Below are 25,900 nucleotides of genomic sequence, written 5' to 3' on the forward strand. Positions count from 1 at the left end.
TTTCGTATAAAAAATAGTGTGAATTTTAGAACTTTTGCTATATAATGAATTCATTATGCTTTGTGGGAGGATTTTGTTTATGAGGAAAATACATAAGTTACTCGTTGCGAACAGGGGTGAAATTGCGATCCGGATTTTCAGGGCCGCAACCGAGCTTGATATCACCACCGTCGCAATTTACAGCAATGAGGACAAAGGTGCCCTGCACCGTTATAAAGCGGACGAAGCGTACCTGGTGGATCCGAACTTATCACCGACCGAAAGTTACCTCAATATAGAGGCCATCATCAAAGTGGCCAAGGATGCCGGCGTGGATGCAATCCATCCGGGCTACGGCTTCCTGAGTGAAAATAAAGAGTTCGCGACCCGCTGTGCGGAAGAGGGCATCATCTTCATAGGGCCTGAAGTCCGCCATCTCGAGATGTTCGGAGATAAAGTCCGTGCACGTGAAACGGCGATTCAGACGGGTCTGCCGATCATCCCGGGCAGTGAAGGGGCGGTCACTGATTTCAGCGAAGTCGAGGCGTTCATCGAAGAACACGGCTTCCCGATCATCATCAAAGCCATTTCAGGCGGCGGCGGTAAAGGGATGCGCGTCGTCAATGAAGACGACAACCTGAGGGATGCATATGACCGCGCCAAAAGTGAAGCATCGAAATCATTCGGCAACGCCGAAGTTTATCTTGAAAAATACATCGACAGGCCGAAGCATATCGAAGTCCAGATCATCGGGGACACGCATGGCAACATCGTCCATCTGTATGAAAGGGACTGTTCCGTGCAGAGGCGCCATCAGAAGCTCGTTGAGGTGGCACCGTCCGTCGGGCTGACGGATGAACTGCGTGAAGATATCTGTAACGCTGCGAAAAGTATGTCCGAGCAGATCGGCTACGTCAACGCGGGTACTGTTGAATTCCTGGTGGCGGACGGCGAGTATTACTTCATCGAAGTGAACCCGCGCGTCCAGGTGGAGCATACGATCACTGAAATGGTGACCGGTGTGGACATCGTCAAAACGCAGATTCTCGTTGCAGACGGCGCGGAACTTTTCGGTGAAGAGGTCGGCATGCCGAAGCAGGAAGATATCCCACTCATGGGATATGCGGTGCAGTGCCGTATCACGACGGAAGATCCGCTGAATGATTTCATGCCGGATACGGGTGAAATCATGGCTTACCGTTCAAGCGGCGGCTTCGGTGTGAGGCTGGATGCAGGCGACGGGTTCCAGGGTGCGGAGATTTCACCTTATTACGATTCGCTGCTCGTGAAGCTCTCCACACACGGCCTCACATACAAAGATGCCAATGAAAAGATGGCACGGAGCTTAAAGGAAATGCGTATCCGCGGAATCAAGACGAACCTCCAGTTCCTCTTGAACGTCGTTCAGGACAAGGATTTCCTGAAAGGTGACTACTCGACGAAATTCATCGATACGACACCTTCACTATTTGTGTTTGAAAAGCCGAAGGACCGGGGCACGAAGACGCTCAACTACATTTCGACGATCACGGTCAACGGTTTCCCGGGAGTCGAGAAGCGGGAGAAACCTCACTTCGACCCGCCGAGGATCCCGAAGCACAAGCCTGAAATCATCGACGGTACGAAGCAGATACTCGATGAGCGCGGTCCGGAAGGCCTGAGCAAGTGGCTGAAGGAGCAGGATGAGACGCTCATCACCGATACGACGATGCGTGATGCGCACCAGTCGCTCCTCACAACGCGCATCAGGACTTATGATATGAAGAAGATTGCACCGTACACGGCAGAAGGCCTGGGCAACGCCTTCAGTCTTGAGATGTGGGGCGGGGCGACGTTCGATGTCGCATACAACTTCCTGAAGGAAGACCCGTGGGCGCGTCTTGAGACACTGAGGAAGGATATCCCGAATGTCCTCTTCCAGATGCTGCTCCGTGCATCGAATGCGGTCGGATATAAAAACTATCCGGACAACCTCGTCGAGAAGTTCGTCCAGGAAAGTGCCGAGCGTGGCATCGATGTATTCAGGATCTTCGACTCCCTGAACTGGCTGGATGCGATGAAGCCTGCAATCGAGTCCGTACTGAAGACGGGCAAAGTTGCCGAAGGTGCGATCTGCTACACCGGCGACATACTGGATCCGGAACGTTCGAACGTCTACACGCTGGACTACTATAAAGAGATGGCCAAGGCACTCGAGGCGGAAGGTGTCCACATACTCGCGATCAAGGATATGGCGGGGCTCCTGAAGCCGCAGGCTGCCTATGAACTGATCGGGGAACTGAAGGAGACCGTCGACCTGCCGATCCATCTGCATATGCACGATACGAGCGGAAACGGCGTCATGACTTACGCTAAAGCGATTGAAGCGGGCGTGGATGTCGTCGACACGGCACTCGGGGCGCTCTCCGGCCTCACATCCCAGCCGAGCGCAAACAGCCTCTCCTATGCACTGAACGGCACGGACAGGAACATCCGTGCAGACATCGACAGCCTGGAGACTTTGAGCCAGTACTGGGAAGATGTGCGCAAGTACTATGTTGATTTCGAAAGTGACATCAAGAGCCCGCATACTGAAATATACGAGCATGAAATGCCGGGCGGCCAGTACTCCAACCTGCTGTCCCAGGCGAAATCGATGGGGCTTGGCGAAAGATACGGCGAAGTGAAGAAGATGTACCAGAAAGTGAACATCCTGTTCGGCGATATCGTCAAAGTGACGCCGTCCTCAAAAGTCGTGGGTGACATGGCATTGTTCATGGTTCAGAACGACTTGGATGAAGAGTCTCTATTCGAACGCGGAGAACATCTGGACTTCCCGGACTCCGTCGTGAGCTTCTTCAAAGGTGAAATCGGCATCCCGGCAACAGGCTTCAATGAAGAGCTCCAGAAGCTCGTCCTCAAAGGTGCAGAACCTCTGACGGACCGTGCAGGTAAAATCCTCGAGCCGATCGATTTTGAGGCATTGAGGGAGGAAGTTGCGGAATTCCAGGAAAGTGAAGTCACCGACAAGGATGTCCTGAGCTATGCGCTGTATCCTAAGGTGTACAGGGAGTTCGTCGCGACGAACGAGGCATTCGGCAATGTGGACAGGCTGGATACACCGACATTCCTGTTCGGCATGCGTAAAAACGAAGAGCTTGAAATCGTCATCGATAAAGGCAAGACATTGATCGTGAACCTGCTGTCGATCGGTCACGTACACGAAGACGGCTACCGCTGGATGTACTTCGAATTGAACGGCTTCCCGCGTAAAGTCAAGATCAAGGATGAAAGCGTCGAATCGAAAGTTGCGAGACTGCAGCAGGCCGACCCTAAAGATATGGGGCACATCGGTGCGCAGATGCCTGGTACAGTGAGCCTTGTGCCTTTCAAGGCCGGCGATACATTCAACAAGGGGGACATCATCATCATAACGGAAGCGATGAAGATGGAAAACTCCGTCAAGGCACCGTTTGCAGGCAAAGTGACGGATGTCTATGTTGAAGAGGGCGATAAAGTGGGATCCAACGACCTGATGATGAAAGTGGAAAAGACGGACTAGATTCATCAGTTAGAGCATCAGCCTCCCGGCTGGTGCTCTTTTTCATGGGCAGAATAAAAAAGCCGGCACCCCGTATTGAGGTGCCGGCTTTTAAACTTGTGGTCTGCATCATCTGGTCCGGGACAACAGCATTATGAAGTAACACAACAACCCGAAGAGCAGCGTGATGAACAGTGCGTGCAGCAATGCGATGAAGATGTTCACCATTGTGAACACGCTGAGCAGGCCTGTGATCATCTGCAGCATGATCAGTGTGAAGGCGATGATCCAGCCGTACTCTATCACACGGTACTCGCTGTAATGGCGTATCGCGTGAATCATGATCAGCAGGATCCAGATGATGGCGATGCCCGCAAGTGCACGGTGGCCCATCTGCACGGCCTCATAAAAGTTCGTCGGCATGATATGGCCCGGTTTACAATGCGGCCAGCTCAGGCAGGCGAGTGAAGAGTCCGTATGCCTGACAAGTGCGCCTGAATAGACGACCAGATATATGTAAATCGTGACGAATATCGTATTGTATCTTAAGAAGGACCCGACTTTCAGCTTGGTCGCATCAAACTTCAAATCCACTTCAAATATGAGCAGGGTCAGCAGGAATACAGCAGCGAAACATATCAGGGATATGCCGAAGTGTGCCGCAAGCACGAAATCGCCTTCCCATATGCCGATCACCGCGGCAGCGCCGATCAATGACTGGACGATGATGAATCCGAAAGAAACGATGACGAGGAATTTCGTCTCGCGTTTTTCAGGTATCTGCCTCCATGCCATGATACATAGAATGGCGAGCAGGATGATCGCTATACCTGAAACGCCCCTGTGTGCAATTTCAATGATGGTGTCGAGCGGCCAGTCGCTCGGTATGACCTGCCCGTGACACAATGGCCAGGAGTCCCCGCACCCGTCGGCCGATCCCGTCTTGGTGACGAGGGCCCCGCCGATCTGGACGAAAACCATGACAATAGTGGTCAGGAGTGCCACAATCTTTAAATTTTTATACAATCGTTACACCTCAATTAAGACTTTATAAAAGCAACTCCGTGTTTTCATAATATATATGATGGAAGTTACATTTGCAATCTCATTAATTTAGAATTACTCTTAACAATTCTTAAATATGTGGTAAAATCAATATGTGAAACATCCTAGACAATTATAAATCACTTCATCATCCGGTACACACATCGTTCATGAAGAATTTATGAACGATTTGTTAAACCTTCTACAAACATAATAAAAAGTAACATTTTTATTGTGAAATTGTATAGTATTTGTGTCCCAAGTAATTTATTATTAGAGGTAAATGTTTCTGTTATGAAAGGAGGCGTGAAGATGCAAGGTGATGCTTACAGTGAAAATGTACAGCATAGTCCAAATGCAATAACATATCATGCAGTGAAGACATTATTGAAGGATGGGATCATCAAATCCAATCTCATTCCAGCATTTGCTGCCGGATTTATCGCTGTGATGTACTACAGCTTGTCATTTTTTCAGAACCTGCCACTCCTGCTTTTAATGACTTTAGCGACAGCTCTGGTCATAGGCGGTGTTTGTGCGCTGAATAATTTTTATGACAGAGACATCGACAGAATCATGGAGTCGAAACAGGACCGTCCCAGCATTGATGGGACATTTACCGGGACACAGATATTGGTGATCGGTTTTGGTTGTCTGGTAGCCGGGCTGATCATTTTATTTTCAGTCAACCTTACGGCGGGAACGCTCGGATTGGTGGCGGCATTCGGTTATGCAGTCGTATATTCGATGTTTGCAAAGAGGCATTTCGTTTCCAACACAATCATCGGTGCTGTGCCGGGCGCGATGCCCCCGCTGATTGGATGGGCGGTGATCGACCCTGGGCTGCATGTGATAGCGTGGGCAATGTTCATCGTGATGTTCATATGGCAGATGCCGCACTTTTACGGACTTGCCATCCGGCGGAGCGAAGAATACGCACTCGCCGGCATTCCGATGCTGCCATCTGTGAAAGGTAATGAAAGAGCCAGGCGTTCGATCGTGTTCTGGATAACGCTTCTTTTGTTCACACCTGTCTTACTGCTGGAACTCGGTTTATGGTTTGCACTGCTGGCGACAGCTTTAAATCTGACCTGGCTGTACATATCTCTCAATCGGTTCAAACCTGTCGAAGACTATAACCGCTATGCCGGTCGGATATTTGTCTTCTCTCTGAATTACATCATCATCTTTTTCGTGATGATCGTGATTGCCGGCTTACTCGTGAATGTATAAAGTTTAATGGATGAAAGAGGGGTTAAATCATGAAGAATCATTGGATGAAGGCAAAATGGATAGGTTTACTCACTGTCCTGATGGTCTTTTTATCTGGATGTGGTAAGAATCACTTAAGTACGCTCAGACCTGCCGGTGAAGTCGGCCGAGAGCAGTTCTACTTGATGATTCTTTCAATTATTATCATGCTGTTCGTGGTGGTCGTGGTCACAATACTGTTTGCCATCGCAGTCACCAGGAACCGCCGAAGCAAGAAGGGCGAAAATTTCCAGCCCAAAGATGTGGCAACAAACCACACACTTGAAGTGATCTGGACTTCAATCCCGATCGTATTGCTCATCATACTCGCAGTACCGACTGTATACCTTGTGTTCAAACAGGCGGATACGAGTGCAAGTGTGACGGATGACGGTGAAGTCAATCCGGAAGAAACAGTAATCAATGTACGTGCCTACCAGTACTGGTGGGAGTTCGAATATCCGAGTGAAGGTGTCGTCACTTCCCAGGATCTGGTCGTTCCGACGGATTCAAGAGTTTACTTCAACCTTCTCGGCGCAGATGTTAAGCACTCATTCTGGGTGCCGGCAGCCGGTGGTAAGATGGATACGAACATCGACGGCATCAACAGCTTCTATCTGATATTCGATGAAGACGCTGCTGCTGAGACCGATCGTCTCTTCTACGGCAAGTGTGCCGAGCTCTGCGGACCTTCACACGCTTTGATGGACTTCAAAGTCACTGCATTGTCTGAAGCAGACTATGATCAGTGGCTTGCAGACATGCAGGCGATCGAAGAGCCTGTACAGCCGTCTTCCGAAGATGCACAGGCAGGTCAGGAGATCTTCAACAACTCCTGCATGGGCTGTCACGCAACGACTGCAACAGGTGCAGGCGCAATGGGGCCGAACCTGACGAACTTTGCGGATCGTGAACTGATTGCAGGATACCTCGAGCACAACGAAGAGAACCTGCAGGAGTGGATCAGGGACCCTGAGTCACTCAAGCCGGGCAACAAGATGACAGGTACATACGACCTGTCGGACGAAGAGATTGAACTGGTATCCGCTTACCTGATGGAGCTTTCTGTTGAAGAAGGATCCGGCGATGTTGAAGCACTTCAGGAATCCCGGGAAGCTTCCGGCGATGGTGAGCCTGGAGAAGGTTCAGCGGATGAAGAAACACAAGATGATGAAGACGAAGAGGAGGGGAACTAACACATGGCACAGACATCTGCTCGGAAACAAGGTGTTGGTTCTGTAATTTGGGAATATTTAACGACTGTTGACCATAAGAAGATTGCTATATTATATCTGATTGCCGGCGGTTTCTTCTTCGTACTCGGTGGTATAGAGGCCATGTTGATCCGTATCCAGCTTGCGGTGCCGAACAACGACTTCTTATCAGCAGGACTATTCAACGAAGTGATCACCATGCATGGTACGACGATGATATTCCTTGCAGCCATGCCGTTACTGTTTGCGTTCATGAACGCAACCGTACCTTTACAAATTGGAGCACGCGACTTAGCCTTCCCTTTTCTTAACTCGTTAGGGGTCTGGCTGTTCATATTCGGTGGTATCTTCCTTAACCTTTCATGGTTCATGGGCGGCGCACCGGATGCAGGTTGGACAAGCTATGCGTCACTGTCCATCGCATCACCCGGACACGGTATCGATTTCTATGCACTTGGTCTTCAGATTTCAGGTGCCGGTACATTGATCACGGGTATCAACTTTGCAACGACGATCATCACAATGAGAGCACCAGGTATGACTTACATGAGAATGCCGCTTATGACATGGACGACGCTCGTTGCGTCCGTACTGATCGTATTCGCATTCCCGCCGCTTACAATCGGTATCTTCCTGCTGATGTTTGACCGTATGTTCGGTTCAAACTTCTTCATAGTGGAAGCGGGCGGTAACACGATCATCTGGGAGCATCTGTTCTGGATATTCGGACACCCTGAAGTTTACATACTGATACTTCCGGCGTTCGGTATATTCTCGGAGATTTTTGCAACATTCGCACGTAAAAGATTGTTCGGTTACTCAGCGATGGTGTTCGCGACAGTCCTTATCGGTTTCTTCGGATTCATGGTTTGGGCGCACCACATGTTCACAGTTGGTCTTGGACCGACGGCGAACGCGATCTTCGCAGTTGCGACGATGGCAATCGCAGTGCCGACAGGTATCAAAATATTCAACTGGATCGCCACCATATGGGGCGGAAGCATAGAATTCACAACCCCGATGCTGTATGCACTCGCATTCATACCATCATTTACAATGGGCGGGGTCACGGGTATCATGCAGGCGGCAGCGCCGGCTGACTACCAGTACCACGACTCCTACTTCATCGTTGCGCATTTCCACTACGTCATCGTAGGCGGTGTGGTATTCGCATTATTGGCAGGCCTCCATTATTACTGGCCGATCATGTTCAATACGATGCTGAATGAAACATTGGGTAAAATCACGTTCTGGTTCTTCTTCGTCGGCTTCCATATGACGTTCCTGATCCAGCACTTCCTGGGACTGTGGGGCATGCCGAGACGTGTGTTCACGTACCTGGACGGACAGGGCTACAACGCGGCCAACATGATTTCGACAATCGGGGCATTCCTGATGGCCATTGCGGTCATCGTGCTTGTGGTGAACATCATCATCACACTTGCTAAAAATGAAAGAGTCGGAATGGATCCTTGGGGCGACGGACGTACGCTCGAATGGTCAATCCCACTGCCGGTCCCTTATTACAACTTTGCACAGATTCCACTGGTCCGTGGTCTGGATGCTTACTGGGTCGAGAAGAAGGAAGGCAACGGCAAGATGATGCCGTCAGAATCCCTTACGGACTTCCATATGCCGAACAACTCCATCCTGCCTGTAGTGATGTCACTCGGATTGTTCATTGCAGCATTCGGTGCGATGTACTTCCCGGACGGTCAGGAGTGGGCGATTGATGCAGTATCAGGACTCGAACCGAAACCTTGGGCCCTGCCTGTACTCATCATCGGCCTCGGCATCACATTCGTATCCATGGGCATACGTTCATGGAAAGATGACCTCGGTTACTATGTGACGAAAGAGGAAGTTGAGAGAGATCTTGAAGAACTTGAAAGGGGTGGGAAATAATGGCTAACATGGAGTACAATGTACCTACAGAAAGATGGCCGGCTCATCCCGAGACAGCGACGCAGGAAGGCCAGAATAAGTTCGTCGGTTTCTGGATATTCCTTGCAGGTGAGACAGCGTTATTCGCCTCACTTTTTGCAACATATCTGGCGTTGAAAGATTCAGTGCCGAGCGATGATCATCTGCTCGCCGCTGACCTTTTCCACCTGCCGCTTGCATTTGTCATGACGATGCTGCTTTTGACATCGTCACTGACGAGTGTCTACGCGGTGTACCACATGAGGAACAACAACTTCCAGAAGATGCAGTTGTGGCTCGGTATCACGGTGCTGCTGGGTGCGGCGTTCCTTGCGCTTGAGATTTATGAGTTCGTGGAATACACCGGTCTTGGTCATACATTCAGGAGCAGCGCCTTCGGTAGTGCTTTCTACTTCCTGATCGGAACTCACGGTTTCCACGTAATCGTCGGCCTGATCTGGGCGACATTACTCATCCTGCGTAACGCAAAACGTGGCTTATCCGTCTACACGGCTGCGAAAGTCAACACTTTTGCACTTTACTGGCACTTTATCGACGTAGTATGGGTGTTCATCTTTACTATCGTTTACTTGTTAGGGGTGTTATAAATGGCAGAACTTAATCAGGAACCTATGACAAAGGCACAGTTGGAATACTTGAGAAGACAGCGCACACGGGAAATGCGTCAGCAGCTCGTATCATTCGGGCTGATGATTTTCCTGACGTTCATTGCATTTGGACTGACAGCCATGGAGGTAATTCCGGCCCAATTCACGATTCCGCTCGTACTCGGTTTTGCATTCATCCAGGTTATACTGCAGTTCTACTATTTTATGCACATGAAGGACAATGGGCATCAATTCGCCAAATTGTTCATGATGACAGGATTTTATTTCGCGATAGCATTCTGTGTGACATTCGTCTATATCGTCTGGATCGGGGCACCGGTCAACTAGAAATACAAAAGACCAACACTGTGTGTTGGTCTTTTGTCATTATTTTGTCATGTATCAGACTGAAGGTTTATTGTTTAAAGCCCGGAAAATATCTATAATATAATAAGTGATAAGAAAAAGGGTGATGATGATGGAGAATCTTTCTTCCATTTCTATATTTGGATTCATAGCGAACTGGAGTCCGTTCTTTTTTACATTCGTACTGCTGGTGACGATATTTTATTTCCTGGTCACCAAAAGATGGTACAAGGAATTTGAAGGCGGGCGTCCGATCACTAATAAGGAATCCGCTATTTTCATAATCAACATGGTTCTGATCTACATCCTGTACGGTTCACCGGTGGATCTGCTCAGTCATATACTGTTCAGTTTCCATATGGTGCAGATGGCATTCGGTTACTTACTCGTTGCGCCATTATTTTATGCAGCGGTGCCTGAATACCTGCAGAAGTACATCGTCGGCCTGCCTGTGTTGAAACAGATTTTTGCAATAGGCAAAAAGCCGCTTGTGGCACTCATCCTGTTCAATGGAGCCTTCTCGGTGTACCACCTGCCGGTCGTCATGGACAACCTGAAGATGAATGCCTTCGCCCATAACGCAGTGATTGTCATTCTGTTCGTACTCGCGCTGGTGATGTTCTATCCGATATTCAACAAGGTGGAACCGAAAGAGAACCATATGAACGGTCTCTTTAAAATGCTTTACATCTTCGGTATCGGCATGCTGCTGACACCGGCATGTGCATTGATCATATTCGCATCAGAACCGATGTTCAGGACATATACGAGCGGAGATGCTTGGCTTGCTGCGATGGAGCTCTGTGTACCGTCAGGGATGCTTGACAGCCTGAAGGGTCAGGGCATGATCTCGGGACCTGAATATTTCACGAATGCCCAGCCGATCCATGATCAGCAGACAGGCGGCATCATCATGAAAGTGATGCAGGAAGTCTTCTTCGGCTTCATGCTCGGGTTCATCTTTTTCCGCTGGTACAGGGATGAAAGGAAAGACGAAGCCGAGGTTACACGCCGTTCCCTTGAGGAAGCAAGAATTCAGAGGGAGCTTCAAAATCAGTTCAGATAAGTAAGGAGAAGACATGACGATATGGAATTTATACTGCCTACAATAAACACAGCATTCATCATCCTAAGTGCAATATTCATGGGTGTCGGCCTGCACCATATCAGGTACAGGCGGATTGAACAGCATGAGAGATGGATGAAGCTCGCAGCCCTTGCGGCTTTGATATTCTTTATAGGCTATGTTTCAAAAACTGTATTCATCGGAAGCACCCAGTTCGGCGGACCGGAAAACCTGGTGCCTTTCTATGTGACATTTTTAATCAGCCATATCATATTATCAACGACGGGCGGCGTACTTGGTGCCTATCAGCTTTACACAGGCATTAAAAGGAAATTGACCATACACCGCAGGGTCGGACCCGTTGCAGCCATCATATGGTTCCTGACGGCGATCACCGGCATCATGGTGTACGCACTGCTGTATGTGATTTATCCAGGAGGCTCCACAGCAGGCCTCTTCGATGCGATATTCCACTAGACGACTAAGTTTTAATCTATATGATTTTGACCGTGCCGGAGCTCTTTATTGAGCCCGGCATTTTTTTGTATAAAAAAAGCCCTGAATCCCTTTCGGGATTCAAGGCAGAACACTGAGGCCGCCGGCTTAGAGCAGGGGCTGCAAGTCTTTAACGACGCTGCGTATATTGTTCACTGCATGTTCGACGATTCGTTCAGGGAAGTACTCGTCCGCCCCGTATTCGACACCGGTCGGGTAGTAATGTTTACCCATGTATGGATCCATCAGCTGAAGTCTTGCATTGTTTGCACCGACATCACCTTCAACCGCATAACCCGGCAGGCGGAGATAGTAGATGCCTTCAGGTATTTCGTACTTGTAATCGAAGGTCATACGCTCATAGTCCCATGAGCCGCCGAGAACCCAGCCGTTTTTGTTCATAACATTTTGTAAGACATCTTGAGGGACAACCATTTTCTCAAGACCAGAGTTTTCGAAAATCATGAAATTTCCTCCCTAGCATTAATAACAATAATTCAATTTTAATCTATATACTAAATAGTTGCAAATAGAATTTCACTCTCGCAATGAATAATGAAGTCTGATACTATAAATTGAGAGGTGATTTTATGAATACACTGCAGGATTTGACGATACTTGATCAACTCGACCACCTGAACCACATGATTACCCAAACAGAGGAATTCAAGCGCTACTGTAAATATAATTATCTTATGAATAATGATTCCGAAGTTCTGGAAATCGTTTCAGAGTTCAAAAGACTGAAAGAGGACTTCGAGGAAGTCCAGCGCTTCGGCAAATATCATCCTGACTTCACCACAAAGAGAAGGGAAGTCAATCAGTATAAAAAGAAATTAGATTTACATCCGGTCGTTATGGAGTACAGGCGGGCCGAGTACCAGCTCCAGGCACTGCTCGATGAAGTATTGTTCCATATGAGCGAAGATATAAGCGAGAATGTCAATATTGTCAGCGACAATCCATTCTTCACGAAAGAATCCTCCGGCGGTTGTTCGACCGGGGGCGGCTGTTCATGTGCCAGCTGATATCATCCACATGCATTACCGGCCACCTTTGATAGGTGGCCGTTTTTTATATAGGGATGCTCATTCATCAGGGTTTATGACACTGAGTAAGCAGTGAAGCCACTCCATACATAATAAAAACCCCTTCAAAGGAAGGGGTTTATTTATTAATATCTCTGTTTCATCAGGTGATGGCTGATATCCGGGAAGTCTGTCACAATCGTGTGTGCACCTTTTTGGATCAGCTCATCCATCTTGTCCATATCGTTGACGACCCAGTAGCCGACTGCGACGTTCAGGTTCTGCAGGAAGGCGATGAATTTCTCATCATCGAGCGGGTAGCCTTTCACGTTGTATGGGATCTGGAAAGTATCGGCTTCCGGCTGGTACAGATGCCTGAATCCGGATTTGTAGCAGAAGTAGGCCCGCTTCACCTGGTCCTCGCCTGCGCCGAGCGCGATTTCATCACCCGAATACAGTCTGAACCTGTTGATCTGCGCATCATGGAAACTGGTCACAAGCACCCTGTCCTCCACGCCGAGTTCCTTGATCAGACGGTAGAGGACCGTCGGCATCAGGCTGCCCTCGTAAGTTTCGGGTCTGTCCTTGATTTCGATGTTGATCAGTTTATCCGGATAATTTTCCAGAAGCTCCCTTAAGGTGAGCACTTTGGCGTCCGGGTGGCCCCTGAAAGGTGTATTGCCTACGACATCCCTGAAGTGGTGGCCGAAATCGAGTGCCTTCAGTTCATCAAGTGTGAGGTTGCTGACGCGTCCCGCGCCGTCCGAAGTGCGGTCCACATACGCATCATGGATTACGACGATTTCCTCATCCTTCGTCAGGCGTACATCGATTTCAAATCCTTCGACGTTGAATTCGGCCGCTTTATCGAAAGCGAGCTTCGTATGCTCGGGTGCAAGGCCCATGCCGCCGCGGTGGGCGAAGATGTAGGGCGAGCGTCTCTTGAAGTAAGGTTTGATATGCCTGACTTCCGTCTCGGTCGTCAGTTTCGTGCCGAGCCACAGCCCGCCGAGGATCCCGCCGGTGAGACCTGCTGCCGTGAGTAAAGTCTTAATACATTTTCTCATTTTTAAATTTCCTCCAATAACTGATTCTTGAATGACACTGTTAAAAAATTGCGCCTGAAATGGTATGATATCTTTATATACAAACTATAAACAGATGGGTGGTATGAACATGTTGAAGAAACGGATCGGTATTTATATTTATTTTAAACAAAATAAATTCATACGACAATTAAAACGTTATGGCCATCTGATTTATGTAAATAAAGATAAGAAGTACTTACTACTATATATTGACGAATCAGATGTTTCTCAAACAATTAAAGAGCTGGAGAAACTCAAGTATGTCTCTGAGGTCATCGTCTCGCAGTACCCGAACATCAAAAGGGAATACAGCCGGGAGAATCATGAAGCCAGGGATTACAGGGTCATCTAGGTCAGCGGCGGGATGAGGTTATTGAGCCTGAGCACGCCGAGCATATACTGGAAGTACTGTTCCCGTTCATAAAAATCATCAGGGGCCCGTGTGGTCATCTCGACTTTGGCGATATCGAATTTTTCGAGATTCTCATTGATGATTTTATATTTTTGTTTATTTTTGCTTGTCATCGGTATCCCCTGGAAGATCGTATAGAGTGCCTGGAAGTTTCCGCGCACCGGGGCCATGACAAGTACGAATGTGGAAGGCCTGCCTTCCGTGTGCAGGTAGATTCCTGATTTGATGCGCTGATGGTTATATTGGATGAGTGCTTCCATTTCGAAGATATCCCCGTAACCGTCACCGATCTGGATGAATTTCTGCATTGAACATCAACTCCTGGTACTTATCTTATCGCATATCGACGGAAAATGAAAAGAGGTTTTATATGAGAGTGATCAGCGGCAGTTACAAAGGCAGGAAAATCCATACGCTGTCCCATAATGACACGCGTCCGACGACGGATAAAGTGAGGGAGAACATCTTCAATATACTGGGGCCGGTAGAGGGGGATGTGCTGGACCTGTTTGCAGGGACCGGGGCCCTCGGAATGGAGGCGATCTCCCGCGGTGCGGATTCATGCATCTTCATAGATGGTGCGAAGGATGCCGTGAAAATCCTGAAGCAAAACACAGAGGGCATCGAAGAGGAGATTGAGATATACCGGAACGATTACCGGCGTGCCCTGAAGGCGCTCGCGAAAAGGGGGAGGTCCTTCAATCTGATCTTCCTCGACCCGCCGTACCGGAAAAACATCATCACACACGCACTTTCGGAAATAAAGGAAGCGGGGCTCCTGAACGCGGATGGCAGGATCGTCGTCGAAACCGGCAGGGATGAGCAGTTCGAACACGCCGGCTTTGAAAATATACGCGAGGTCATCTATGGTACAGTTAAAGTAACTATCTTGAAAGATTATGAGGGGTAATTTCCATGACAAGAGTAGCAGTGTGTCCGGGCAGTTTCGATCCGATCACGTACGGCCATCTGGACATAATCGAGAGGGCAAGCAAGGTTTTTGATAAAGTATATATTTCAGTATTGAAAAACTCTTCCAAGGAAGGGCTCTTCACCCCGCAGGAAAGGGTGGACATGATCGAGGAGGTGACGAAGCATCTTGAAAATGTGGAAGTCCGGCAATTCAACGGACTGCTGATCGACTTCTGCCATCAGGTGGGCGCGAGGGCGATTGTGAGAGGGCTCCGTGCAGTCAGCGATTTTGAATACGAGATGCAGCTGACGAGCATGAACAGGAAGCTCGACAGTGACATCGAAACGATTTATATGATGACCAACAACAATTATTCATTCATATCGTCATCCATCGTGAAGGAAGTGGCAAAGTACGGCGGCAAGATAGAAGATGTGGTGCCGCCGTATATTGCGAATCTGCTTGAAGGGAAATTCAGCGGGTGATGATGACGGGGGTATTGAAGTCATTGCGGCCGGTGGCGGCCGCGATGTTGTAGATGTCGGTCGCCATGATTTCATCTGTGAGATGATGGGCATTCTTCTTATTGACGTTGGTGATGATTTCCGTGTCCCCGCCCTTGAGTGTGCTCAAATATTCGCGGCCTTTTGAATTCATGCCGAGGATGCGGACGGCTTTGACGTCCCTTACATCCCAGTTCTCCATATCGCGCCATCTGATGTTCAAAAGGATGCATGTCATCAGGCGGTTCAGGCGCGTCCATGTGTAGCGCTTGGTCTTTATACGGTGCATGTACTCATTGTAGTCTCCTGCTTCGCGTATCATCGCTTTCAGGCGGTGTTCGAGGCCTTCGGTCATCATGTAGACCTCCCTGAGCTCTTCAGGCGTCTTATGGGTGATGATCAGCTTCAAAGATTTGAAGAACCGTTCATTGCCGACGGGCCCGGCTGCGAGGATATCATCCACGAGGCCGGGGGGCATGAACCGCTTCGCGTCTTCACCCTCACCGGCCATGATGCTGTTGCGGAGGCTGGTGGCACTTGAGAAGGCTCCGGCCGACAGGGCAGGGTCGTTGTAGCGGTTGCTCTGCCTTTTTATGGTAAGCGGAATGATGGGGCTTTTGAGTGCCTTAAGTGCCTTCAGGTAGCCGAGGCCGAGGATGTTGTTCGAGCCGCTGACGTCAGGGTTGCCGGTCATCGCCTCCATGGCGCGTGGATGGCTGTATCCCTGCCTGATGAGCATGGAGAGCCGGTCTTTATCGAGCGTGCCTTCCATATCGGCATGGAGCCGCCTTAAGGCATCGATGTCGCCGGACTCGCTGCCGAAGACGAGATGCGTGGACTTCAAAAGGCCTGCCGTATGCACGCCGCCGAGTGCAAAATCATCAGCAAAGCTGATGGCGGACTTCAGCGGCAGTTCGGCGACAAGATCGACGTGTTCCAGTGCATATTTTGTGCGGATGAATTTATCGATGACGGCCGCTTCACCGCGCTGTGTGAAGTTTCCGCTCATGACCGCGATGACGATGTCGGCATCTGTCACTTTGCGGCTTTCATTTATGTGGTAAATATGTCCATTGTGGAACGGATTGTATTCGGTGATCAAAGATGTGACGCGCATGTCCATCCCCCCTTTAAAATGTATTGTACCAAATATTACGTTAAGAAAATAACTTGACATGCCCCCCTATAAAATGTACAATATTTTTTGTGCTCATAAGAGGTGAAGAGTATGAAATGGACGCTATCACAATTAAGAAAATTCAGTGATGAAGTGATTGAATTCGATGGTGAACTCAAACTTGACGATTTGACGGACCGCAGGGATATCGTCTCTGTCGATTCGACTAAAGTCAACGGCGAGATATTTGTACGGAGCGATCAATTCCACGTACAGATGCACATTGATTCGGTCATCACCATGCTCGACAGTCGAACATCTGAAGATATTCAAGTCCCGGTCAGCGTCGAGTCGATGGAAATATTCGATGAGACGGTTGAGGAGACGGATGATCTGGATGAAAATGTCCATCCCGTCATCCACACGCTGGATTTGGAACCTGTGATCAGGGAGCTCATCATAGTCAACCTTCCAAACGCCTATACGGAAAGCGAAGCGCTTGCCGCAGGCGGGAAAGACTGGATGGTCATCGAGGAAGATGATTATCTCCGCGAAGACGTGGAGAAGGTCGACCCGAGGCTTGAAAAACTAAAAGCGCTACTCGATAGTGACGAAGAAAAGGAGGATTAATCATGGCAGTACCTAAAAGAAGAACGTCTAAAAGCCGTAAAAATAAACGCCGTACGCATATCAAACTTTCGGTGCCTGGAATGGTCGAATGTTCAAACTGCGGTGAGATGAAACTTTCACACCGTGTATGTAAAGAATGCGGAAGCTACAAAGGTGAAGAAGTCGTCAATAAATAAAAAAGATGAGCGGAAGCTCATCTTTTTTATTGTTTTAAAGAGTAACCTTCCGGATACCAGATCAGGGCATCATCTGCAAGATCACGCTCAATATCATATTTCAAAGTTTCAAAGCCGTGTTTTTCAAAGAAGCTCCTGGCGTTTTGACGGCTGATTGCCTTGATCGGCATACCCTGCTTTTTTACATAATCGATTAATGCTGTGCCGAATCCCCGGCCGCGGTACTTCTCCAGCACTTCAAGCTTCCATATGACAAGGTAGTCATGGGGCGGTTCGAAGATCGGCTGGTCGGTGTCCTCCTTTTTGAAAAGGCACATGCGGGCTGCGAGGTTTTCCCCGACATAGATGCCGTAGAACGGCGAATCGGTATCCGCGTCGATCATATTGCCTTCCAGTTCCTCCTGCATCTGCAGTTCCTGGGCGCCGTACTCCCGGAATTTCTTGAATTCTTCAGCTGTTTTGTAGTTGATTGGTAATCGCTTGATTTCAGACATGAATATTCGCTCCTTTCGTCCATTATAATATATCCGGTAAACAGTTCAATTGTTTTATAAAATGAAAAAAACTATAATCTTAATTAATCACCGTCACAAAGGAGAAGAATCATGGAAATCGAATGTATGAATTTCTCTAAAGATGATTTCATCGATAAATTCAATCAGCAGGAAGAGAATATACTCAAATACTATCAAAATCTTTCATTCAATGATGAAAGCGTCAAAGAGGTGCTCAGCCGTCCGGTGCATCCGCATACCGGGGCGCTTGCAGACATCATACGGAATGACATGGAGAAGTTCGGGCTGTCCGAAGCACAGGAAGAGAATCTGAAGCGGCTTGCGGACGGCCGGCGCGTCATAACGGGCGGCCAGCAGGCGGGGCTCTTCATGAGTCCCGCCTACATCATCCATAAGATCATGTCCATCATCATCGTCAAGAAGGATATGAAGGAGAAGTATGATTATGATGCCGTACCCGTGTTCTGGGTTGCAGGCGAAGACCATGATTACGAGGAGATCAATCATACATTCGTCTACGACAGCATGCACAGGAAACGCCGGAAAATCACCTATAAGCCGAATCTGCGCATCAATATGAGCATCGGCTTTTATGAATATGATAAGAAAGTCATGAAAGAGACTTTATTTAAAATCATGGAGCTCTGCGGCGACCGTGAAGACCTGCTCGCCTTAAGGAACAGGATCGAATCGATGATCGACCGGTACGCCTACTGGACGGAGCTGTTCCACGCGCTCGTCCATGACGTCTTCAAAGATGAAGGCGTGCTGATCTTCAACAGCCATCTGTCCGAAGTGCGGGAATTAGAAAAGGGGCTGTTCCGTCGTATGATTGAATCCCACGAAGAAATCCACGAGGCTTTCATGCGCGGCCAGAAAAAAATCAATGAGGAATTCGGCACATCACCGGTCATCCGGACGGATACGAACGTGCACCTGTTCATCGGAGCGGATATGTCACGCACGCTCCTCTCCTGTACGGACGGACATTTCACAGCGGGCGATGAACGCTATACGAAGGAGGAGCTCCTGGATCTGCTTGAGGCATCACCTCAAGTCTTCAGCAATAATGTGGTCACCCGGCCGCTGATGCAGGAGATGCTTTTCAACACGCTCGTATTCCTCGGCGGGAATGCCGAAGTGAAATACTGGGGCGAGCTGCATGAAGTGTTCGAAGTGATGGGCGTCGGCATGCCGATCGTCCTGAAGCGGATGGAGTTCGGCTACCTCCCGCCGCGTCTTGATAAGATGCTCCGGAAGTATGGGCTGACATTCAATCCGGACTTCCATGAACAGGCAGAGGAGTATAAAGCGTCGATGGTGCAGGATGATCTAAACGCCGGATTCATCGATAAGATCCATGAAATTACGGAAAGTGCCGAAAAGCACTACCGTGAGCTCCATGAGCTGAATTCACAGGAATTCATGACAGATATCGTGGAGGCGAACTTCAAGCACCATATCAAGCAGCTGGACTACCTGGAGCGGAGATATAGGACGGAAGTGAAGCGCCACAGGAGAAAAGAGCTCGGCGATGTGAGGGAACTCCAGGAAAGGCTGCTGCCGGACGGGGCGCTGCATGAACGGATTTACCACCCGTGGCAGTATATGACGGATTTCAGGGAATTCCCCCCACTTTCATACACAACGGACCTTGTCATCATTAAAACACCATAATATCAGGCTTTAAAAGAGCGGTTTTCCGGTTGCGGAGAGCCGCTTTTTTATTTTGCATAAAATATAATACTGAATTTTTATAATTTGTGGTGAAATGTGGTGGAATGTGGTAATTTATAAATAGAGGCAGGTGAAGGCCATGTTCATGGGAGAATACAACAATAAGCTTGATGCCAAAGGGCGGATGATCGTTCCAAGCAAGTTCCGCAGTGAATTGTCAGACAGGTTTATAATCACCCGTGGACTGGACAAATGCCTCTTCGGTTACACCGAGGAAGAATGGTCGCGCATTGAAGCGCGCATGCAGAATTTGTCGCTCACCAAACGTGACGCCCGCAAGTTCATGAGGCTGTTCTTCTCCGGTGCGGCGCTTGTCGAAGTGGACAAGCAGGGGCGCATCAATATCCCCCAGAACCTGCGCAGTTATGCAGGGCTTGAAAAAGACTGCACCGTAATCGGTGTGTCTGACCGCATAGAGATTTGGGATACCGGTGAGTGGACGGATTTCTACACGGAAACTGAAGAGAACTTTGAAGATATAGCAGAAGATTTAATCGACTTTGATCTATAGGATGTGACGATGTGTTCACACATGACACGGTGTTGTTGAAAGAAACAGTGGATGGGCTCAATGTGCGCGGAGACGGGATTTACGTGGATGCGACCCTGGGCGGCGGCGGCCACACCGAATATCTGCTCGGTAAGGTGACGACCGGCAAAGTGATTGCGTTCGACCAGGATATTTACGCAATCGACCATGCACGCGAAAAATTCAAAAATGATCCAAAACTTATACTTGTACACAGTAATTTTGAAAATTTAAAAGCAGAACTTGAGAAGCTGAATATACACGGCATCGACGGCATCATGTATGATCTCGGCGTGTCCAGCCCGCAGCTGGATATCACGGAAAGAGGGTTCTCCCATTCTAAAGAGGCAAGGCTCGATATGAGGATGGACCAGTCGCAGTCCCTGGATGCTTACGAAATCGTGAATACATACCCATATGAAGCACTTGTGAGTATATTTTTCAGATATGGCGAGGAAAAATTCTCGAAGAAAATAGCAAGGGAAATTGAAAGGAAAAGAAAAGAGAAGGACATCGAGACGACGACGGAACTGACTGAAATCATCAAGTCCCAAATACCCCACAAATTCAGACGTACAGGGGGACATCCGGCGAAGCGGGTGTTCCAGGCGCTCAGGATTGCCGTGAATGATGAGCTTGGAGTGTTGGAGCGGTCATTGGAAGATGCGATAGAGCTGCTGAACAAAAATGGCAGGGTGTCAGTCATCACCTTCCACTCGCTGGAAGACCGCATCTGCAAGCAGATGTTCGTGGAATATGAAAAAGGCCCGGACCTGCCGAAAAACTTGCCCGTCGTCCCGGAAGAGTACCAGCCGGTCCTGAAAAGAGTGAACCGTAAACCGATCCTTGCGAATGATGAAGAACTGGATATCAACCCCAGAGCCAGAAGCGCAAAATTACGGATTGCAGAGAAACAAAAATAGGATGTGTTAATATGGCAGTGGAAAGATACAGACAGGTATTACCTGAGACGAGGAGCAATGGACAACACCCGGAACCGGGTGGAAGGACGCGTGTCAAAAGTAAGATCGTCGGCCTGAAAAGGACCGAGACGATGATTTACATTGCGTTGATTTTCGTCATTGCCGTTGCAGCAGTCGCCGTTTTGTCATTGCGGATGGAAGCCTATCAGCTCCAGAGTGAAATCACGAATATCGAAAGCGAAATCGCGACGACAAATGGTGAGATAGATGAGCTCACGACGGAAGTGACACATCTGGCTTCCTATGATAGAATTTACGAGAAAGCCGGTGAGCTTGGTCTGGAATTGGACAATGGCAATGTAAAGGTTGTTGAAAGACATGGCGAAGATTAAAGTAAAGTTTATGAATAGAACTACATCTTTTTCTTTGGGTGCGCTCCTTATATATTCAGGTATAGGAGTGCTTTTTCTTTTGATATTTTGGCAGTTTGCCTATCTCATGATAGGGAAATCGCTTGATGATGAAGATCTGATCGCCCATGGTGATGATAAATTCACAAGGACTGCCGTGAACAGTGCGGAGCGGGGGGATATCACCGACCGCGAAGGCAATATACTTGCAAGTGATATGGAATCCTACCGTGTCGCATTGATCATCGATGATGATTATCCAAACCACGTCTACAATGTCGAAGCAACGGCTTCGGTGCTGAACGAAGTGCTGGATATAGACGAAGATGAAGTGAAGGAACAGGTTGAAAAGGGGCGCGAGGATGAGCGTTTCCAGGTGGAGCTCGGTCGTGAAGGCCGGGACATCTCCTATAATGAGAAGCAGGCGCTTGAAGAGGCGCAGCAGGACGCTGACTCGGAAGTCAGCGGACTGTACTTCGTCTCCGAAACGAAAAGGTTCTATCCGAACGGCAATTTCGCATCCCACCTGGTCGGCTATGCCGAACAGGAGGAGGAGACCGGCGAATTGTCCGGCCAGATGGGCCTTGAGCGCGCCTATGATGACGTATTGACCGGTGAAGCGGGTGCCACGGGATATACACAGGACGTCTGGGGCTATATCGTGCCGAATACACAGAATCAGGTGAAAGCGCCTGAAGACGGTGCGGACATCCAGCTCACGATCGATTCCAATATCCAGCTGTATCTGGAAGATTCGCTGGATACGATGGAGGAGCACTTCGAACCTGAAGAACTGTTTGCGGTAGTAGCCGATGCGGAGACGGGCGAGATACTCGGTTCCGGACAGAGGCCTTCCTTCAACCCGAGGACCCGTGAAGGCTTCGGCAACAGCTGGCTGAATATGCTCTACCAGTATTCCTTCGAGCCCGGCTCGACATTCAAGGTCTTCAGCCTCGCGGCAGCAATCGATGCAGGGGAATATGACCCGAATGCCTATTTCGAATCGGGTTCCTATGATGTCGACGGGCATACCATCTACGACTGGGAGCCTGAAGGCTGGGGCACCATCACCTATAACGAAGGCATGCAGTATTCTTCCAATGCACTGATGATGATCCTCCAGGACCGCGTCGGTGAGGAAAGAATGCTCGAATACTATAAGGATTTCGGTTTCGGTGCCTCGACGGAGTCCGAGTTCCCGGGTGAAGTCTCCGGCGTCATTGCATGGGATGAGGAGCTGCAGCGCAAAACGACATCTTTCGGACAGACGTCGACCGTCACCCCGATACAGATGATCCAGGGCATGACCGCCATACTGAACGATGGTCAGATGAAAAAACCCTATGTCATAGAATCCATAACCGATCCGAATACGGATGAAACACTTTATGAGGGCGGAGAGACTGTAGTGCGGGAAGTCATCAGCCCGGAAGCAGCCCAAAAGACGCAGGAAGAGATCAACACATTCGTAGGCGGTTCGATGGACAGGAATCCGCAGTATCAGCTTGATGACTATGAGGTGGCCGGCAAATCCGGTACAGCCCAGGTCATCGACCCTGATGGCGGAGGATACATGGACGGACCGTATGAATTCCTGACGTCCTTCATCGGGTATGCACCGAAGGAAGACCCTGAGGTGATCATCTATTACGGCATCAAACTTGCCACGAAGAATAAGGCGGACACATGGGATTACGGCGTCATGCACGGGTTCAACCCGCTGATGGAACGCACGCTCAAGTATCTTGAAGTGGGCGGGGAAGGCGGAGAATCCAAAGCAGAAGTCATCCCTGTCGATGATTACAGGAACATGGCTTTGGATGATGAATCACTGCCGCAGCAGAAGACCATCCGCCGGTTGGTGATCGGTGAAGGTACTGAAGTGGAGGACCATTATCCTATGAACGGTACACTGCTGCCGTTCGACACTTTCTTCATAAAAACAGACGGGCAAGCGACAATGCCCGATCTGAGAGGTTTATCAAAACGCGAAGCGATTATATTTGGAGATTTTACAGGGGTCACTGTAAATATCGAGGGTGAGGGCTATGTCGAAGACCAGTCCGTCGAAGCAGGCGTCCCGCTGGAAGAGGGCAGTGAGATCGGCATCACCCTGGAACCGAAGGATCCAAATGATTAGGAGGACATGATGAATTTAATATTTTTACTGCTGGCATTTGCATTTACTGCAATTTTAGTGCCGGTGACGATACCATTATTGAAACGATTGAAGTTTGGACAATCCATACGGGAGGAGGGGCCGGAATCCCATCAGGCGAAGACCGGGACGCCGACGATGGGCGGCCTGACTTTCCTGATACCGGCGATACTGCTGGCACTCGTGGCGTTGTTCTTTGTGGATGACATCTACAAGATGCTCGTGCTCATCATCGTCACCCTCGGGTTCGGCCTGATCGGCTTCATCGACGACTATATCATCGTCGTGAAGAAGGATAATACGGGGCTGACGACAAAGCAGAAATTCATGGCACAGATACTGGTTTCCATCATCGTCTATCTGATAATGATCAACTGGATCCCGGACATCACGAACAGCATCCATATACCGGGCACGGACTGGGCGATACCGCTCGGTTATGCCTTCGTCCTGTGGATTATATTCTGGCTGGTCGGTTTCAGCAACGCAGTCAACCTGACCGATGGACTGGATGGCCTTGCGACAGGCTTGTCCATCATTGCATTCGGCGCTTTCCTGACGATCGCATCGATGTACCACGAGTATGAAATATCAACTTTCCTGAGCATCATCATCGGTGCGCTGATTGGCTTCCTCATCTACAACAAGTACCCTGCAAAACTCTTCATGGGCGACACCGGTTCACTTGCGCTCGGCGGCCTGATCGGCATCGTATCGATCATGATCAACAACAGCCTGCTCCTTTTGATCATCGGCCTCGTGTTCGTCATAGAAACGGCGTCGGTCATCCTTCAGGTCGCGTCATTCAAGCTTACCGGCAGAAGGATATTCAAGATGACCCCGATCCACCACCATTTCGAGCTCATCGGCTGGAGTGAGTGGAAGATCGTGGGCGTCTTCTGGACTGCAGGCGCCGTTGCCGGGATGATCGGCATCCTGCTTGGAGGCATGTAGATGAATACTGATAAATATGCAGGCAAAAAAGTCATCGTGCTCGGATACGGCAGGAGCGGGAGAAGCGCCGTGGATGCGATGCTGCGATCCGGTGCGGACGTCACTCTTACGACGAACGAGATATTTGCAGATGAAAAGACAAGGCAGATGCTGAAGGGCCAGGGCGTCGAAATCGTCGACGGGCATCACCCCGTGAGCCTTTTGAACGATGCAGATCTGATCATCAAGAATCCGGGCATCCCCTATACGATAGAATTCATAAAAGAAGCGCAAAAAAGGGGGATTCCGATCAATACGGAAGTCGAACTCACAAGGGATATCACAGATGCCCCCGTGATCGGCATCACCGGCACGAACGGCAAGACGACCGTCACACACCTGATTGGTGAAATACTGAAAAATGACGGGCAGAAACCGATTTTGTGCGGCAATATCGGTTATCCGGCGAGCGAAGCGGCCCATGAGGCAGACGATGACAGCATCCTCGTGATGGAGCTCTCATCCTTCCAGCTGATGGGGATTGATACGTTCAAGCCGGATGTCGCTTTATTCACGAACATCTATGAAGCGCACCTGGATTATCATTCGAGCCGGCAGGAGTACGTGGAAGCCAAACTGTCGCTTCTGAAGAATCTGGATCCGAATGATACGGTCATATTCAACGGCGGCCAGAAAGAGATGCTCGACGGCCGGGTGGTGAATGCAGAACTTAAATTCTTCAATGACGATTCATCCGATGCATTCATCAGGGACGGCAGCATATATTGGAAAGGCCGCCGGCTGATCGGCCTTGAGGAAGTCCTTTTGAAGGGCAGCCATAACCATGAAAACATACTGGCATCGATCATGGCGGCGGACCGGTTCGGGGCCGGTGAGGATGCGGTCATACGGACTTTGAAGGAGTTCGGCGGCATACCGCACCGCATGGAATACCTCGGCAGCATCAATGATGTGAAATATTACAACGATTCAAAAGCGACGAACAATCTGGCGACTTCATTCGCGCTGCGAAGCTTTGATGTGCCCACGGTGTGGATCGCGGGCGGCCTTGACCGCGGACAGTCATTCGATGAACTGACGCAATATGCCGCTCATGTGAAGCACCTGATCGCATACGGGGAGACGAAAGAGAAACTCACCGGATGGGCAGCCGGGCGGGGTATCGATGTGACCCCCGCAGCCGATCCGCATGAAGCGGCGCTGATCGCATCTGAAATAGCCGTACCGGGCGAAGTCGTTTTATTTTCCCCGGCATGTGCAAGCTGGGATCAGTATAAGGATTACGAAGCGAGAGGCGACCATTTCAAAGAGGGCTTCCATAAAATTCAATGACAGGCGGTG

Annotated in this window: 27 protein-coding genes; 21 read left to right on the plus strand and 6 right to left on the minus strand. The window is 49.3% G+C overall.

Annotated elements, in window-relative coordinates; genetic code table 11:
* Window positions 1–79 precede the first annotated feature (79 nt).
* On the plus strand, window positions 80–3,520 hold the full coding sequence (locus tag LPW40_RS00780) for a pyruvate carboxylase (protein ID WP_230820349.1): 3,441 nt from the start codon (window positions 80–82) through the stop codon (window positions 3,518–3,520).
* Window positions 3,521–3,628: 108 nt separating this feature from the next.
* Here LPW40_RS00780 and LPW40_RS00785 read toward each other — a convergent pair whose 3' ends face one another.
* Complete coding sequence (locus LPW40_RS00785) at window positions 3,629–4,525, minus strand: COX15/CtaA family protein (RefSeq protein WP_097038131.1); 897 nt, start codon at window positions 4,523–4,525, stop codon at window positions 3,629–3,631.
* 330 nt (window positions 4,526–4,855) lie between these two features.
* Here LPW40_RS00785 and cyoE point away from each other — a divergent pair, with 330 nt between their 5' ends.
* The 7 genes from cyoE (at window position 4,856) to LPW40_RS00820 (ending at window position 11,448) form a co-directional block, all read left to right on the plus strand.
* On the plus strand, window positions 4,856–5,776 hold the full coding sequence (gene cyoE, locus LPW40_RS00790) for a heme o synthase (RefSeq protein WP_230820350.1): 921 nt from the start codon (window positions 4,856–4,858) through the stop codon (window positions 5,774–5,776).
* A 29-nt stretch (window positions 5,777–5,805) separates the two neighbouring features.
* A complete protein-coding gene (locus LPW40_RS00795) occupies window positions 5,806–6,990 on the plus strand; it encodes a cytochrome c oxidase subunit II (RefSeq protein ID WP_230820351.1) in 1,185 nt (394 codons plus the stop codon).
* Between the two features lie 3 nt (window positions 6,991–6,993).
* Entirely contained in the window at window positions 6,994–8,913 is a 1,920-nt protein-coding gene (locus tag LPW40_RS00800) for a cytochrome c oxidase subunit I (protein WP_230820352.1), read from the plus strand.
* Window positions 8,913–9,539: a cytochrome c oxidase subunit 3 gene (locus LPW40_RS00805; RefSeq protein WP_230820353.1), complete on the plus strand. Its 627-nt coding sequence runs from the start codon at window positions 8,913–8,915 to the stop codon at window positions 9,537–9,539. Before LPW40_RS00800 ends, LPW40_RS00805 begins: the two co-directional genes overlap by 1 nt.
* Window positions 9,540–9,887, plus strand: a complete 348-nt coding sequence (locus LPW40_RS00810) for a cytochrome C oxidase subunit IV family protein (RefSeq protein WP_230820354.1) — start codon at window positions 9,540–9,542, stop codon at window positions 9,885–9,887.
* Window positions 9,888–10,017: 130 nt separating this feature from the next.
* Entirely contained in the window at window positions 10,018–10,971 is a 954-nt protein-coding gene (gene ctaG, locus LPW40_RS00815; RefSeq protein ID WP_230820355.1) for a cytochrome c oxidase assembly factor CtaG, read from the plus strand.
* Window positions 10,972–10,992: 21 nt separating this feature from the next.
* Window positions 10,993–11,448 carry a DUF420 domain-containing protein gene (locus tag LPW40_RS00820; RefSeq protein ID WP_230820356.1) on the plus strand — a complete coding sequence of 152 codons (456 nt, stop codon included), beginning with the start codon at window positions 10,993–10,995 and terminating at the stop codon, window positions 11,446–11,448.
* A gap of 126 nt (window positions 11,449–11,574) precedes the next feature.
* On the opposite strand, the gene LPW40_RS00825 is transcribed toward LPW40_RS00820, so the two are convergent.
* Complete coding sequence (locus LPW40_RS00825; protein WP_230820357.1) at window positions 11,575–11,931, minus strand: YugN family protein; 357 nt, start codon at window positions 11,929–11,931, stop codon at window positions 11,575–11,577.
* A gap of 125 nt (window positions 11,932–12,056) precedes the next feature.
* Between LPW40_RS00825 and LPW40_RS00830 the strand changes: the two genes are divergently transcribed.
* Window positions 12,057–12,494, plus strand: a complete 438-nt coding sequence (locus LPW40_RS00830) for a YlbF/YmcA family competence regulator (RefSeq protein ID WP_230820358.1) — start codon at window positions 12,057–12,059, stop codon at window positions 12,492–12,494.
* Window positions 12,495–12,640: 146 nt separating this feature from the next.
* Here the strand turns inward: LPW40_RS00830 and LPW40_RS00835 are convergent, their stop codons facing one another.
* Window positions 12,641–13,561 carry a glycerophosphodiester phosphodiesterase gene (locus LPW40_RS00835; protein WP_230820359.1) on the minus strand — a complete coding sequence of 307 codons (921 nt, stop codon included), beginning with the start codon at window positions 13,559–13,561 and terminating at the stop codon, window positions 12,641–12,643.
* A 109-nt stretch (window positions 13,562–13,670) separates the two neighbouring features.
* On the opposite strand from LPW40_RS00835, the gene LPW40_RS00840 reads away from it, so the two are divergent.
* A complete protein-coding gene (locus LPW40_RS00840; RefSeq protein WP_230820360.1) occupies window positions 13,671–13,934 on the plus strand; it encodes a DUF2129 domain-containing protein in 264 nt (87 codons plus the stop codon).
* Here the strand turns inward: LPW40_RS00840 and LPW40_RS00845 are convergent.
* Entirely contained in the window at window positions 13,931–14,302 is a 372-nt protein-coding gene (locus LPW40_RS00845; RefSeq protein ID WP_230820361.1) for a DUF7147 family protein, read from the minus strand. The genes LPW40_RS00840 and LPW40_RS00845 overlap by 4 nt on opposite strands.
* A 62-nt stretch (window positions 14,303–14,364) precedes the next feature.
* Here LPW40_RS00845 and rsmD point away from each other — a divergent pair, with 62 nt between their 5' ends.
* On the plus strand, window positions 14,365–14,904 hold the full coding sequence (gene rsmD, locus LPW40_RS00850) for a 16S rRNA (guanine(966)-N(2))-methyltransferase RsmD (protein WP_230820362.1): 540 nt from the start codon (window positions 14,365–14,367) through the stop codon (window positions 14,902–14,904).
* Window positions 14,905–14,909: 5 nt separating this feature from the next.
* The gene (gene coaD, locus LPW40_RS00855; protein ID WP_230820363.1) at window positions 14,910–15,392 is read left to right on the plus strand and encodes a pantetheine-phosphate adenylyltransferase; all 483 of its coding nucleotides are present in this window, start codon (window positions 14,910–14,912) and stop codon (window positions 15,390–15,392) included.
* Here coaD and LPW40_RS00860 read toward each other — a convergent pair.
* Entirely contained in the window at window positions 15,382–16,527 is a 1,146-nt protein-coding gene (locus tag LPW40_RS00860) for a nucleotidyltransferase (protein WP_230820364.1), read from the minus strand. The genes coaD and LPW40_RS00860 overlap by 11 nt on opposite strands.
* Before the next feature lie 111 nt (window positions 16,528–16,638).
* Here LPW40_RS00860 and LPW40_RS00865 point away from each other — a divergent pair, with 111 nt between their 5' ends.
* Complete coding sequence (locus LPW40_RS00865) at window positions 16,639–17,157, plus strand: YceD family protein (RefSeq protein ID WP_230820365.1); 519 nt, start codon at window positions 16,639–16,641, stop codon at window positions 17,155–17,157.
* 2 nt (window positions 17,158–17,159) lie between these two features.
* The gene (gene rpmF, locus LPW40_RS00870) at window positions 17,160–17,333 is read left to right on the plus strand and encodes a 50S ribosomal protein L32 (protein WP_230820366.1); all 174 of its coding nucleotides are present in this window, start codon (window positions 17,160–17,162) and stop codon (window positions 17,331–17,333) included.
* 26 nt (window positions 17,334–17,359) lie between these two features.
* Here the strand turns inward: rpmF and LPW40_RS00875 are convergent, their stop codons facing one another.
* Window positions 17,360–17,827 (minus strand): N-acetyltransferase, encoded by a 468-nt coding sequence (locus LPW40_RS00875; protein WP_230820367.1) that lies wholly within the window; start codon window positions 17,825–17,827, stop codon window positions 17,360–17,362.
* Between the two features lie 111 nt (window positions 17,828–17,938).
* Here LPW40_RS00875 and bshC point away from each other — a divergent pair, with 111 nt between their 5' ends.
* The 7 genes from bshC (at window position 17,939) to murD (ending at window position 25,891) form a co-directional block, all read left to right on the plus strand.
* The gene (gene bshC / locus LPW40_RS00880) at window positions 17,939–19,525 is read left to right on the plus strand and encodes a bacillithiol biosynthesis cysteine-adding enzyme BshC (protein ID WP_230820368.1); all 1,587 of its coding nucleotides are present in this window, start codon (window positions 17,939–17,941) and stop codon (window positions 19,523–19,525) included.
* 139 nt (window positions 19,526–19,664) lie between these two features.
* On the plus strand, window positions 19,665–20,096 hold the full coding sequence (gene mraZ, locus LPW40_RS00885) for a division/cell wall cluster transcriptional repressor MraZ (protein ID WP_230820369.1): 432 nt from the start codon (window positions 19,665–19,667) through the stop codon (window positions 20,094–20,096).
* An 11-nt stretch (window positions 20,097–20,107) separates the two neighbouring features.
* On the plus strand, window positions 20,108–21,037 hold the full coding sequence (gene rsmH, locus LPW40_RS00890; RefSeq protein ID WP_230820370.1) for a 16S rRNA (cytosine(1402)-N(4))-methyltransferase RsmH: 930 nt from the start codon (window positions 20,108–20,110) through the stop codon (window positions 21,035–21,037).
* An 11-nt stretch (window positions 21,038–21,048) separates the two neighbouring features.
* Entirely contained in the window at window positions 21,049–21,429 is a 381-nt protein-coding gene (gene ftsL, locus LPW40_RS00895; RefSeq protein ID WP_230820371.1) for a cell division protein FtsL, read from the plus strand.
* A gap of 79 nt (window positions 21,430–21,508) precedes the next feature.
* A complete protein-coding gene (locus LPW40_RS00900; RefSeq protein ID WP_230820372.1) occupies window positions 21,509–23,587 on the plus strand; it encodes a penicillin-binding protein in 2,079 nt (692 codons plus the stop codon).
* Window positions 23,588–23,596: 9 nt separating this feature from the next.
* Entirely contained in the window at window positions 23,597–24,559 is a 963-nt protein-coding gene (mraY, locus tag LPW40_RS00905; RefSeq protein WP_230820373.1) for a phospho-N-acetylmuramoyl-pentapeptide-transferase, read from the plus strand.
* On the plus strand, window positions 24,560–25,891 hold the full coding sequence (gene murD / locus LPW40_RS00910; protein WP_230820374.1) for a UDP-N-acetylmuramoyl-L-alanine--D-glutamate ligase: 1,332 nt from the start codon (window positions 24,560–24,562) through the stop codon (window positions 25,889–25,891).
* The last annotated feature ends 9 nt before the right edge of the window (window positions 25,892–25,900 follow it).

It is taken from the genome of Salinicoccus halitifaciens (assembly GCF_021026095.1).
Taxonomy (GTDB): Bacteria; Bacillota; Bacilli; order Staphylococcales; family Salinicoccaceae; genus Lacicoccus; species Lacicoccus halitifaciens.